Annotated in this window: 10 protein-coding genes; 2 read left to right on the top strand and 8 right to left on the bottom strand. The window is 60.6% G+C overall.

Going from position 1 to position 12,992, the window contains the following annotated elements:
* Position 1: 1 nt before the first annotated feature.
* The 4 genes from ABIE13_RS20480 to ABIE13_RS20495 form a co-directional block, all read right to left on the bottom strand.
* Positions 2-802 carry a cyclase family protein gene (locus tag ABIE13_RS20480; protein ID WP_354446851.1) on the bottom strand — a complete coding sequence of 267 codons (801 nt, stop codon included), beginning with the start codon at positions 800-802 and terminating at the stop codon, positions 2-4.
* Positions 802-1,773 (bottom strand): tripartite tricarboxylate transporter substrate binding protein, encoded by a 972-nt coding sequence (locus ABIE13_RS20485; RefSeq protein WP_354446853.1) that lies wholly within the window; start codon positions 1,771-1,773, stop codon positions 802-804. The genes ABIE13_RS20480 and ABIE13_RS20485 overlap by 1 nt, the downstream gene beginning before the upstream one ends.
* Positions 1,774-2,704: 931 nt before the next feature.
* Positions 2,705-4,633 (bottom strand): MFS transporter, encoded by a 1,929-nt coding sequence (locus tag ABIE13_RS20490; RefSeq protein WP_354446855.1) that lies wholly within the window; start codon positions 4,631-4,633, stop codon positions 2,705-2,707.
* Entirely contained in the window at positions 4,630-5,412 is a 783-nt protein-coding gene (locus ABIE13_RS20495) for a hypothetical protein (protein WP_354446857.1), read from the bottom strand. Before ABIE13_RS20495 ends, ABIE13_RS20490 begins: the two co-directional genes overlap by 4 nt.
* 240 nt (positions 5,413-5,652) lie before the next feature.
* Between ABIE13_RS20495 and ABIE13_RS20500 the strand changes: the two genes are divergently transcribed.
* Positions 5,653-6,384, top strand: a complete 732-nt coding sequence (locus ABIE13_RS20500; RefSeq protein WP_354446859.1) for a helix-turn-helix domain-containing protein — start codon at positions 5,653-5,655, stop codon at positions 6,382-6,384.
* 771 nt (positions 6,385-7,155) lie between these two features.
* Here the strand turns inward: ABIE13_RS20500 and ABIE13_RS20505 are convergent.
* The 3 genes from ABIE13_RS20505 to ABIE13_RS20515 all read right to left on the bottom strand — a co-directional run bounded on the left by ABIE13_RS20505 (position 7,156) and on the right by ABIE13_RS20515 (position 10,486).
* A complete protein-coding gene (locus ABIE13_RS20505) occupies positions 7,156-8,418 on the bottom strand; it encodes an FIST signal transduction protein (protein WP_354446861.1) in 1,263 nt (420 codons plus the stop codon).
* Positions 8,419-8,533: 115 nt separating this feature from the next.
* Positions 8,534-9,502, bottom strand: coding sequence for a PhaM family polyhydroxyalkanoate granule multifunctional regulatory protein (locus ABIE13_RS20510; RefSeq protein ID WP_354446863.1), 969 nt, complete (start codon positions 9,500-9,502; stop codon positions 8,534-8,536).
* Positions 9,503-9,676: 174 nt separating this feature from the next.
* A complete protein-coding gene (locus ABIE13_RS20515; RefSeq protein ID WP_436278450.1) occupies positions 9,677-10,486 on the bottom strand; it encodes an enoyl-CoA hydratase/isomerase family protein in 810 nt (269 codons plus the stop codon).
* Between the two features lie 190 nt (positions 10,487-10,676).
* On the opposite strand from ABIE13_RS20515, the gene ABIE13_RS20520 reads away from it, so the two are divergent.
* Positions 10,677-11,903, top strand: coding sequence for an MFS transporter (locus ABIE13_RS20520; protein WP_436278453.1), 1,227 nt, complete (start codon positions 10,677-10,679; stop codon positions 11,901-11,903).
* A 41-nt stretch (positions 11,904-11,944) separates the two neighbouring features.
* On the opposite strand, the gene ABIE13_RS20525 is transcribed toward ABIE13_RS20520, so the two are convergent.
* Positions 11,945-12,955: a fumarylacetoacetate hydrolase family protein gene (locus ABIE13_RS20525; RefSeq protein WP_354446867.1), complete on the bottom strand. Its 1,011-nt coding sequence runs from the start codon at positions 12,953-12,955 to the stop codon at positions 11,945-11,947.
* Positions 12,956-12,992 lie beyond the last annotated feature (37 nt).

Here is a 12,992-nt window from a genome sequence, read left to right on the forward strand (position 1 = left end):
CTTACATACCGAAAATGGCCACTGCGCGCGTCCAGCCAGCGGACGCCGCTTTGACCTTGACCGGAAAGCAGCTGATCAGAAAGCCGTGAGGCGGTAAGGCTTCCAGGTTGTGCAGCTTTTCCAGGTGGCAGTATCCAATGTCGCGACCGGCTTTATGGCCTTCCCAGATCAGTGACTTGTCACCCGTTTCCGCCACTTTCTTCTGGGTGTAGACAAAGGGAGCGTCCCAGCTCCAGGCGTCTGTACCGGTCAGGCGCACGCCACGCTCCAGCAGGTAAAGCGTAGCTTCCCGGCCCATGCCGCATCCTGAGTCTACGTATTCGTCCTTGCCGTACAGCCCTCCTGCCTTGGTGTTGACCACCACAATGTCAAACGGCTGAAGCTTGTGGTCTATGCGTTCGAGCTCGGCAGCCACGTCAGCGGCAGTGACCACGTAGCCATTATCGAAGTGGCGGAAATCCAGCTTCACACCAGGGCGAAAACACCAGTCCAGAGGCACTTCGTCGATGGTCATGGCCTTTTCGGGGTGCCCCGAGGCATGGTTCATCGTCGGGTGAAAATGGTAGGGCGCGTCCAGGTGCGTGCCATTGTGGGTGGTCAATTGCACCTTCTCGAGGGCCCACCCGGCTGCGTCTGGCAGCTCTTCAGCCTTGAGCCCAGGAAAAAAGGTCTGAATGCGTGGCACCGTCTCGTTGTGGGCAAGATACTCAATCTTGGGACGGGCAATATCAGGGTCCGATCGCACCCCGTTCTCCAGCGGCATGGAAATATCAACATAGCGAAGATTGGACGCGTCAAACATCAGTTCTTCTCCAGGCCGATGGAGGGAATGAGCTCTGCGTTTTCGCGCGAGACCTTCTCCAGGCGTGCCTTGAATGCCGCTCCCGGAAGATAGGCGGTGGTCTGCTGCAGCGTCTGGGCCGTCTTGCGGAAGTCCTCTGATTCAGTGACTTTCTGGCAGATTCCTTGAAGTTGATCCACGACGGCCTTGGGTGTACCCGCCGGCACATACACGCCATTTAGCCCTGGCACCACGGATGGATAGCCCAGTTGCGAAAGCGTAGGCGCCTCAGGTGCGCCGGGGTGTGGCTTGTCAGACATGACGGCCAGTACACGCAGCCCTCTGCCACTGATGGAAGACATGGCCGGGGCGGCAAAGTCCAGTTGGCCGCCTATCAGCTGCGGCATCAAAGCGCCATCACCCCGATAAGGGATAGGATTGAATTTGATGCCCAGGGTCTTTTCTATGGACGCGACCGAGAGGTGAGGAACCGTGCCCGTACCTGCATGACCATAGGAGAGCTTGCCTGGCGCGGCCTTGGCGCGTTCTACCAGCTCCTTCATGGAGCGGATGGGCGAATCCTGGTTTACGACGACGGCAAACACGTTTTCGAAGACCTGGCACACGGGTTCGATCTTGTCGAGTTTGAACGGCATGGTCTTGGTGACGTAGGGTGTGATCACCAGGGGAGAGGCCGGTGAAAACACCAGGGTGTGGCCATCGGCCTGTGCATTGGCAAGTGCAGAAAAACCCAGCATGCCTGCCGCGCCGTCCTTGTTGACGACCACCCACTGACCACCGGCCAATTGAGCGGCGCCTCGCGCGAAGGCACGCCCCATTGCATCGACACCGCCGCCTGCCGCGTAAGGCAGGATGATCTCTACGTTGCGGGACGGGTATTTGTCTTGGGACCACGCGGGTGCAGCAGCGGTTAGCGCCATGGCCGATGCGCACAGGATCGCTGACAGGGCTTTGGGGGAAAAGCGGGGCATGGGGTCTCCTTGTTTTATTGGGGAACGGATATTGGAAATCACGTTCTCTTGGCTTTAGTTAGGGTTGCCATCGTAGCATCGCGAGAGGGGGTATTTGCGCGCACGGACTGCGGGTGGAATGGGGGCGGGCATGTGCGCGAGGCAGGCGAGTTCGTTTCTCGGGGCAACCACGGGGTGGTGACTTCTGGGCTTGGTTTGCTGCCGTCAATTTGACGGAAGGAAGTGTTACCTATGTCCTTGCACACCTGTCACCTATGTCCTTGCACGCCTGTTGCCTATGTCTCCTGTCTATGCAGAGAGGGCTGGTGTTCGGTCAACCGGTGAGGGCAAGCGGCGGTTGAGTTGTTGTCTGTGCTTTCTAGTTGTCTTCTGCTCTTGCATTAAGGTCGGAGGCCGGGGGGTGCGCCCGGCAGCGCAGCCACCTTCTTTTGGTCCGCCAAAAGAACCTGGCGCAAGAAAAGGCGGCCCCACTGTCCGTGACCCTGCGCTTCGCTTCGGGCAACCTGTGGTGCTCCTGCCCAAGGCGGTGCGGCAGAACTCGCGACATTCGCTTCGCTCACTCTGCTCAAACAGCTGCCGCAAGCTAGTTCACGAAGCAAGAGCATCTTGCAGTGCTCTTGCCCGCCTTGGGCACTGCGCTCCTCGGCACGGCCAAAGGGGTGGGATACCCGCTCGGGCCATTGCTTCGCTCGGCCCTGAAACTATCAGTCGCAAGCGATGGTTTTACTCCCTCTCCCGCTTGTGGGCGCCCGGCTAGGGGCGCCCGGCTAGGGGAGAGGGCGGGGGTGAGGGTTGGGGCGGCCGGATTAGGTGCGGCCGGCGTCGGTGCGAGGGTAAGTAGGTTGGGGTACCTTCTTCGTGGTTACTTGAAGGCGCGCGAGATGGTGGTGAGGGTCAGCAGTGCCTGAGTTTCAACCGCTTGTCGCTTCCCTCAGGGAACCATGAGCGCACTTACCTTGGTGTGAAGAAGCTCCGGTGACACCTTCGACTGCGGCACGGCGTCACCCACATTCAAGCCCACTCTGTTGAATATCCCGCGTCGGAAGGGCCGGGTCATCGCGCCGTCTTTTTCTATCCGGCTGAAGTAGGAACCCCACAGATTGTTGAGTGCCATGGGGATCACAGGCACGTTCTGGCCCTCTGCTTCGGCCTGCTCCAATATCTTCATGATGCCGCCTTTGAAGGGCTGCAACTGGCCATCGCGCGTAATGCCACCTTCAGGGAAAAGGCCCAGCAAATCGCCTTCGCGCAGCACCTTGGCGGCTTCGTCAAAGGCGCGCTGATAGGCCTCGGGATCCTGGTCTCGGGGCGCTATCGGGATGCATTTGGCAAGCCGGAAAATCCAGCCCAGTACAGGCGTCTTGAAGATGCGGTGGTCCATAAGAAAACGAATGGGCCGGGGGCTGACCGCCATGAGCAGCACAGCGTCAATGAAGCTCACATGATTGGCCACCAGGACGGCTGGGCCGTCCACCGGTATGCGCTCGCTGCCTTCGACCCGCAGGCGATAGACCAAGTGAGAGGCCGCCCAGGCGATAAAGCGCAGCAGATACTCCGGCACCAACAGAAAGATATAAAGAGCCACTACGGCATTGGCAATGCCGAGAATCAGGAATATCTGCGAGATACTGAACCCGGCTCCCAGCAGTGCGCCGGCCATCAAGGCGCTGGCGATCATAAACAAGGCGTTCAGGATATTGTTGGCCGCGATGATGCGGGCGCGGTGCGTAGGCGCACTGCGCAACTGGATCAAGGCATACATGGGCACGCTGTAGAGACCGGCAAACAGGCTCAGGAGCAGCAGATCAGCCATGACGCGCCAATGCGCAGGCTGGGCCACAAAAGCGCCCAGCGTGTACCCTGCGTGAGGCGGCAAGCCCTGCAGAGCGAAATAAAGATCGACGGTGAAGACCGTCATGCCCAAAGCACCCAGGGGCACCAGACCGATCTCGACCTGCCGGTGCGAAAGCTTCTCGCAGAGCAGCGAGCCTACGCCAACCCCCACAGAAAACAGGACCAGCAGCAGCGACGCAACTTGTTCGTTCCCGTGCAGCACGTCCTTGGCAAAGGAAGGGAAATTGCTCAGAAAAACAGCGCCGAAGAACCACATCCATGAAATGCCCAGCATGGAGCGAAAGACCACGGTGTTGCTGCGTGCCAACTTGAGGTTGCGCCAGGTCTCAGTGACAGGATTCCAGTTGATCGCGAGGCCCGGGTCTGTGGCGGGCGCGCGCGGAATGAACTGCGCGGTCACCCGGCCCGCGACCGCCAAGGCCAGGCAGCTTGCCGCCACTACAGCGTGGCCAATACCGGGGATGGACACCAGCAAGCCGCCGATGACGTTTCCGAGGAGGATGGCCACGAAGGTACCCATCTCCAACATCCCGTTGCCACCGGTCAGTTCGCGCTCATTGAGCGCTTGGGGCAAGTAGGCGAATTTCACAGGCCCGAAGAGCGTGGAATGCAGGCCCATCAGAAAGACACAAAGCAGCAGGACAAGGACGTTGGACGCCAGGAAAGCCCAGGCGGCCACCACCATGATGCCGATTTCCAGGTTCTTGACCAGGCGGATCATCGCGGCTTTCTCAAACTTGTCCGACAGCTGGCCGCTGGTGGCCGAGAAGAGCAGAAAAGGCAGTATGAACAGGGCGCCAATCACCATGCCTGCCATGGCTGGTGGCAACCAACCCACACTGAGTTGGTAGGTTACCAACACCGTGAAGGCGAATTTGAAGAGATTGTCATTGGCAGCCCCTGCAAATTGCGTCCAGAAAAAGGGGGCGAATCGGCGCTGCTTCAGTAACGCAAATTGGTTGGGCGTCTCGGTGCCCGGTGTGGAATCCGATGAAGTCGTGCTCATGATTTGCGGCTGAAGCGTTGGAGGGAAGAAGCCACGGGCCACAAGGCCAAGGCGGCAACCAGATGCTTGGCGCTGTGGCCCGAGATCAATCCATGCGTGAGAGCCAGCACGGGCCCATCGGCAAGCTCAAGGATTTTAGCCACGGCATAGAACCCCAGCACCGACCACAAAGGAATGCGCATTGCCCCCGGACGCTCACGGCAAATCGCCAGCGCCAGCAACAACACAAGTCCCCCACTCTGCAGCACCGCCCATGGCGTCATGTTGCCTGTGTGCCAGTCCCAAACGGCGGCCCAGGGAGCGAGCAAGCTCACAATGCACGCCAGCCACCACCCAGCCCGATCGCTGATCCGATTGGCCGCGGCCAATCCAAGTACACCTGCAAATGCCAACGACATGCCCAGGCGGTCCAGCGCCAGACCAGCAGCGTCTGGCCGCAGGTGGTAGATGGATGAACACAGCATGGTCGCCAGCAGGCCCACGCCGGTCACGCACGCCAGGAAGAAATGGGCCGGAGACAGGTCACCGTGAGCGCGCAAGGCCGCATGAAGCATGTAAGCGCCGACCAAGGCGAAAGGGAGATTGGTGAGCACATCCAGCACGTTCGGAATGTGGAGCCAGGCACGCTGATCGGCGAAGGCGTGATAGGTCTCAGGCAACATGACCGCTGGCGCAAGGGCGGCCACCACACAGCCCAGCAGGACGAAAGCTGCAAGCAGGTATTCGGCGGTCGAAGTTGCCCCGACCCGGCTTGCCACTGGCGTATGGGGTCGCCCCATGGTCGGCCCGGTGGTTGACGAACTTGTGGGCGCTCTCACGGCATCGCGCGGAGCAAGCGAAATCCAACGTTGTACGGCGGCGGTGAATCCAGACAAAGGCACAAAAGCTCCCGTTAGCAATGAATGTGCGGAATCTATCCAGACCCATTTCAACGCAGCTCGATTTGATGCTTATGCTCGCCCAATTACCCTTAAGGTATCATATTTCGATACCGATCCCATCTCTTATCGTTTGAAGTCATGAGTACCACCGCCGATCTCATTTCTGCGCTCAAGAAGGAGCTCAAGTCCGCCCAGATGACCTACGCAGACCTGGCCCAGGCTCTGGATATGGCCGAGTCCAGTGTGAAGCGGATGCTGGCCAAAGGCGACATGCCGCTTTCTCGCATAGACGCTATCTGCCGCGCGCTCAAGCTTGACTTCGCAGAACTCGCGCGCCGCGTGGCGGACGAGCAGCCGCTGCTCAGCCAACTCACGGCGGAGCAGGAACGGGCCGTCGTGCAAGACGAGAAACTGCTGCTGGTGGCCATCAACGTACTGAGCCAATGGACGCTGGAACAAATAGTGGCCACCTACCGATTAACCAACGCGGAAGTCATCAAGTACCTCGCACAGCTCGACCGAATTGGCATCATCGAACTCAAGCCGCTGAACAGATACCGCCTCAAAGTGGCCAAGACTTTTCACTGGCGGCCTCATGGGCCAGTCATGGACTACTTCAGAGAAAACGTGGTGCTGGACTACTTCAGCGGCGGCTTTGATGGCCACGCCGAAGGCCTGCATCTGGTGCACGGCAGCATTGGCCATGCGCTGGCACCGTCATTCCTCGAACGCATGCAGCGTCTGGCTCAAGACTTTGCTCAACAACATCAAGCCGATCAAAAACAAAAGAAAAGCGATCGCAAGGGCTACACCATGCTGCTTTGCATGCGCGAATGGGAGTTTGCAGCGTTTGAACGCTTGCGGCGCTAGTAGAGTGAGTTGGATGTGCTTTTTGGCTGATCGGCATCAGCCCATGGCACTGGCGAAATCCGAGCTTGCTGGGTCTGCTTGAATGGGGGTGACGCCGTACCACAGTTGAACGAACCTCGAGCAAGGGGGCCCAACCTATTGGACCTCGCGCCTAAGCCGGCCGCGCTGAAGCCGGCCGCCCCAACCCTCACCCCAACCCTCACCCCAACCCTCTCCCCCGCCCTCTCCCCTAGCCGGGCGCCCCTAGCCGGGCGCCCACAAGCGGGAGAGGGAGTAAAACCGTTCGCTTGCGACTGATACGTGTAGGGCCGAGCGCAGCAATGGCCCGAGTCAGGCTTCCCACCCCTTTGGCCGTGCCGAGGAGCGCAGTGCCCAAGGCGGGCAAGAGCACTGCAAGATGCTCTTGCTTCGTGAACTAGCTTGCGGCAGCTGTCTGAGCAGAGAGAGCGAAGCGAACGCCGCGAGTTCTGCCGCACCGCCTTGGGCAGGAGCACCACCGGTTGCCCGGAGCGAAGTGTAGGGTCGCGGCCGGCATAGGCGCGGACTTGGGGCCGCCTTTTCTTGCGCCAGGTTCTTTTGGCGGAGCACCGGAGCGCCGGCCGAAAGAAGGTGGCTGCGCTGCCGGGCGCATATCCCGGCCTCCGACTTAAAGAGAAATGCAGAAGGCAATTAGTTACCGCCGTGCCTCAATCAACCGCTGCCTGCCCTCTCCCTAGAGGGAGAGGGAGAGGGAGAGGGAGAGAAGGTCTGCTTGAAGCGCAGAGACTCAATTCAATCGGTGCTGGCGAACACGGTCAGCACACCCGTATAGCCATAGATATGATTGCGCGCAATCTCGCCGCCCGCGAAGAAGCCCACCAGAGGTACGTCCCCCAGCGCACGCCTCACGATCTGCAGCTCTGCGCTCGGGTGACCAAAGTGGGGCCCGCCCCGCCCCACGCAACTGACATAGATAGCCCCCGCAATACGCCGTGCAGGATGCGGCGCAGAATCCTGATACGAGTCCACCAGCGCTTGCGCGGCCGTCTGGGTAAGCTCTTCGGGCTCCAGCTCCTCCCGGATTTCTGCACAGATGCGCACGAGGTCCGCACGCGCGGCCTCGACGTTGCGTTGGCAAAACGCAGCACGTTGCCCTACGCTTGGGCGCTCAGCGATGGCCACGCCGCGCCGGGCAGGATCCAGGCCGATGATGTGGCGCACAACGACATCTGCACCAAAATTGCCAGTGCGGCGGACGGCGTCTTCACCGGGATGGGAGAGGCCGACCAATGTACGGCGCACGACCTCCAGAGCTTCACGGGGCTGGTCAAGATTAATGCCCAGATCGCGCAGCAGCACATCCAGCGCAGGCTCGCCATCCAGAGTCAGAAGCAGGTTGCCATCCACTTCCGTGATGACCCGCTCGGGCGCGACCGGCTGGCAGCCTTGCGTTACACGCGAGATAAGCGGCACGCCTGAACCAAACGCCACGCCCGACAGCCCACCAGAAAATACGCCACTGGCAGCCCCTTGTCCACGCACATTTCCGTTTCCGCCCACGGCAAACTGCACCGCCTGGGTGCGACTGGAGGCCAGACCTCCGAACAGGTATCCGGTCTCAGTGGTCAACGCGAATTCGGCTATCAATTCAGCGAGGTCGGGCGTTTGCGCATCCGCGTGCACAAGCGCCGTGAAAGGCTCAAAACCCAAGTTGGCAGACAGCGGCGCCACGCCCGAAAAAACCCGGTACTGGTCACTGGGCAGTTCGCAGAGCATGACACTGAGCGCGGGTTCATCCATGTATTCGGCGTTGTTGGCCGACACGCCCACGCCCACCGTGCCGGACCAATCGGTGACCTCTGGAAGCTCAGCGCTCAGGTGATCGAGTATCTCGCCAGCGTGGGCCGAGTATGCATCGGTGATGTAGACGAGACCCAGGGTGGGTGCACTGGCATATTCGGGCTGGGCCATCAAGGCACGCAACTGCGCCAATACCAGGCCCGCAGCCATGCCCCATTGAGGATGGGTGGCATGCCCATGAGGGAAAAGTTTCATGTCGACTTGGAAACAGGTTTCCACCACGTATTTGGTGGAGGGATGGGTAGATAGATTGCCAACGTAGAGCCCTGCGCGCCTTGAAGCAGGATCGCCAGGCTACTACGAGTATGGGTTACTTGCGCCTGGATGGAAGAGGCAGAGGCCAGCCACCGGACACGGTGCCTGATACCGATTTCTTGGCTGCAGGTTTCTTGGTTGCCGTTTTCTTGGCTGCCGTCTTGACCAAGGGTTTCTTGGCCACCGACTTCTTGCTGACAGATTTTCTAGCCGTTGCAGACGCTTGTCCGCCAGCCAGCGGTTCAGACTTCACCACCGGCATCTTGCCAGTCGACTTACTGCCTGACTTGCTGGTGGACTTGCCTGCTCCTGGCGATGACATCTTGCCGGAAGGCTTCGCAGCCGGCTCATGAGCAGACACATCACGCAACGCATCCGCGGCAATCTGCTGGAACTGCTGTGTCAGCGCCCCCCACCACTGCATCGGATCAGCGACTGCGGGAGCGGGTGCGCCTTCGTTGGCAGCAGCTTTCTTTGCACGCCCGGCAGATGCGGCAGGAGCAGGCTCCGGTGCCGACACGGGCTCCTCTTCTTGTGCCTCTTCCGGTTCAGGCTCTGGCTCCTCTGGAGCTGGCGTCGAAACAGGGCTGGCCTGCGGGGCGGCGTTGAACGGCCATGGCTGAGAGGAAGTCGAAGGAGCCGGGGCTGAGCCCGCCTGTTCCGCAGACGCCGGCGCCTGCGGCTGATCCGGGGCCGTCGGAATGGTAAACGCCTTGGCCACCTCGGCCATGCTCATATTCATGCCGGCCAGGGTAGCCAAGGTCATTTTTTGCACTTCCAGCGCCTGGACCGTCGCCTTCAGTGCTGTGGCGTTCTGCTCAAGCCAGAACAGAACGGCCTTCAATTCCTTGATCCGTTTGTCCAGCTCTTCCACGCTCACAGTGGGAGCTACCCAATTACTCAACCCGGACAAGGGAGAGGACGCGCCTTTGCCAGCCTGGGTCTGGGCGCTGGCAAGGTTCTTTAAAAAGTCGAAACCGGGAATGAATTTGCCGAATGCAGATATGCCGGAGTCATCATTCATGGCGCGCCTTTCGAGTACTTGAGATGAAACGCCGCAGGAGCCTTCCAGGCGGCGCCTATACAGCTTACTCTAAACCGTCTGCGGCCCCCTGTAAGGCTTTCACTCTTAATAAAGGCCGGGCGTGAGACGCACGCCTCGAAAAAGCGCTGCGCTATTAAGGCGTGTTAACACGCCCTAATACTTAGGTGAGCGCCGCTCGCGCAGCGACGCCACGCCTTCCTGCACGTCCGGGCCGCCAAAGCCCATGAATTCCAATGCCAGGGACGTGTCAAAACTGGGGCCGGCTTGACGGTACCAGTTGTTGAGGGAGTATTTGGTCCAGCGGATGGCCGTCTGGCTGCCTGCAGCCAGCTTGTCTGCGACCTCGTAGGCTCTGTCCAGCAGTTGGCTGTCATCGACGGCCATGGATACAAGGCCGATGCGTTCAGCCTCTTCGCCTGTGATGGCCTCACAGAGCATAAGGTAGTACTTGGCCTTGGCCATTCCGCAAAGCAGCGGCCAGCAAATAGCGGCATGGTCCCCTGCTGCAACGCCCAGTCGGGTATGACCGTCTACGATCTTCGCAGTTTTGGCGGCAATGGAAATATCTGCCAGGAGACCCGCCACCAGGCCGGCGCCCACCGCGGGGCCGTGCATGGCGCTGACGATGGGTTTGTCACAGTTGATCACGTTGTAGACCAGATCGCGCGCCTCTTTCCAGACGCGGGTGCGGACCGCAAAGTCGTTGGCCATGTCCTGAACGAGCGCAAGATCTCCTCCGCCAGAAAAGCCCATGCCTTCTCCGCGCAGGACCACGGCACGCACCGTGTCGTCCTTGTCTACATCGCGCCAGATTTCGCTCAGCTCCCAGTGCCCGTCATGGCCGGCCGTGGGCAGCTTGCCGTTGGCCGCCTTCATTTGCAGGTCAATGACCGCGTCGTCCTTGCCGCGGCGGGTGATGTTGAAAGTCTTGTAGCGGCTGTAGTCAATAGCAGGGGTGCTCATACTGATCTCCTTTTGGTTCTAAAAGCGCGTTGACGAGCTCACGCAGCACCACATGGTAGCGGCCCCGCTGCTACCTCGGGTATACCTTGCCTCGGCATGCGTGTGCGGCGCCTCCAGCGACAATCGGACGCAAAACAGTCTCCTGCCTGCGCGCCCGATCTTGAACACGCTGTCGGGCCCATCTGCGCTCATGCCACCTGCCGCTGCACCACCCTCTTCTGCTTCACCTGAGTTTTCCCTCCGGCGCATCGCGGTCCCTGCCTTCGGCCCTTCACTGCTGTTTGGAGTAGGAGAAGGGGCGATCCTTCCCATCATCCCGCTGACCGCGCGCGATCTGGGCGCGTCCGTGCCCCAGGCCGCACTGATGGTGGCCCTGATCAGCCTGGGATCATTGCTGAACAATGTGCCGGCCTCGCTGATCACGATGAGATGGGGAGAGCGCTGGGCCATCGTAGGCGCCGGAATCTGGAGTGTGCTGGGCATGCTGCTGTGCTTTGGCACCTCGCACCTGGGCCTTTTTGCCGCCGGATGTTTCATGGTGGGCATGTCGCAGGCCGTCTACAACCTGGCTCGCCAGAGTTATCTGACGGAAGCCGTCCCAGTGGCATTTCGTGCACGCGCGCTATCCACATTGGGTGGCGTGATGCGCATAGGCATGTTCATCGGCCCCTTCCTGGCCGCAGCAGCTATACACGCGTATGGGCTGGGTGCAGCGTACGCCATTGGTGTGGCAGGCGCAGCCAGCGCGGCCGCCCTTGCCATGCGAATTCCAGACCTCGTGGCCCCACCTCACCCTGCAGGCCAACCCGCGCCTGCCGCTGTCACCATGATGTCCACCTTGAGGGACCATCGCCGCGTTTTTCTCACCATAGGATTGGGCGTGCTCCTGGTCAGCGCCGTGCGCGCTTCACGCCAGGCTGTCATACCGCTATGGGCCGAGCACCTCGCTCTGGCGCCTGCAGCGGCCTCGCTGATCTATGGGTTGGCAGGTGGCATTGACATGCTCGTGTTCTATCCGGCCGGCAAAGTGATGGACCAGAAGGGCCGGCGTTGGGTCGCTGTGCCTTCCATGCTCATCATGGGCACCGCCATGGTGCTGATGCCTTTGACTTCGGGTTTCTGGACACTGCTGCTGGTGTCACTGGCCATTGGGTTTGGCAACGGCATAGGGTCTGGAATGATCATGACCCTGGGCGCCGACCACTCCCCTAGGCACGGGCGCGCCCACTTCTTGGGGCTGTGGCGACTGATGGCAGATATTGGCGGATCGTGCGGCCCTGTACTGCTGTCACTGCTCGCGGGAAGCCTCTCACTGGCCGCAGGGATCGCGATCACGGGCATGCTGGCCTTTACCGCCGCAGGAACACTTGCGCGCTGGATCCCCTCAGGCGCCAACTCAGCTGCGCGCGACGGGTGATCGCACCCCATCTGGGTGGACGAGGTACAAGGGCAGCGTGTTCAGGAAGCGAGGTCCTTGACTTCCTGTTCAATGGCTCCGAACACGGAGTGGCCGTTTTTACCCTTCATATCGATGCGCAGGGTGTCGCCCGCTTTCATGTAGTCGGTCTTGGCTTGGCCATCTTGAAGCGCTTCCATGGCCCGCTTTTCTGCGATGGAGCCATACCCCTTGGGCCATTCACGGCGGTCGCCGTCTTGCGTACCCCGGTTGCTCACGGCACCACTGCCGATGATGCTTCCAGCTCCCAGTCGCCGGGTCTTGGCTGCATGCGCAATCAGCTGTCCAAAGTGAAAATGCATTTCAGGACCGGTTTCACACAAGCCCACCTTTCGGCCATTCCAGGTGCTTTGCAGACTCAGATGAAGGCGGCCTTCCTGCCAGGCATCGCCAAGCTCATCCGGTGTGACGGCAACGGGGCTGAAAGCCGTGGTCGGTTTGCCGCGCAAAAAGCCGGCGCCCCGAGTCAGTTCATGCGAAATCACAGTCCTGAGACTCACGTCATTGGCCAACATGACAAGGCGCACGGAATCCAGGCAGTTGTCGTCGGTGGAACCTACGGGCACATCGCCGGTGACCACCGCCATCGTGGCTTCGAAGTCAATTCCCCACTCCTCACGCAAGCCGGTGATGGGATCGCAGGGGCCTAGAAAGCCGTCACTGTTGGCCTGGTGCATCAGCGGCTCTGCCGTGGAACTGGCCGGCATGTCGGTGCCGAGTAGGGCGTGCTCCAGCTCCTGATGTCCCAGGTAAGCACCACCATTGAGCCACTGATAGGCGCGAGGCAGTGGCGCCATGCATCGGCGTGGATCGAATGTGAACGCATGGCGGGTGCGACCCGCGTTGACGGCCTGAGATAAGTCCTGGAGTTGAGGCGAGTAGAAGTTCCAGTCGTCCAGCACCTGCTGCAAGCTGCTGGCGATCCCCGTCGCGTAGTGGGCTGAGTGCAGGTCTTGCGAGACGACCACGAGCTGTCCGTCTCGCGAGCCATCCTTGTAGGTTGCCAGTTTCATGAATACTTTAGAGGAAATGGGGCCAGCGCCGAGGGTG

Origin of the sequence: Ottowia thiooxydans, from assembly GCF_040548795.1 — a bacterium.
Taxonomy (GTDB): Bacteria; Pseudomonadota; Gammaproteobacteria; order Burkholderiales; family Burkholderiaceae_C; genus Ottowia; species Ottowia thiooxydans_A.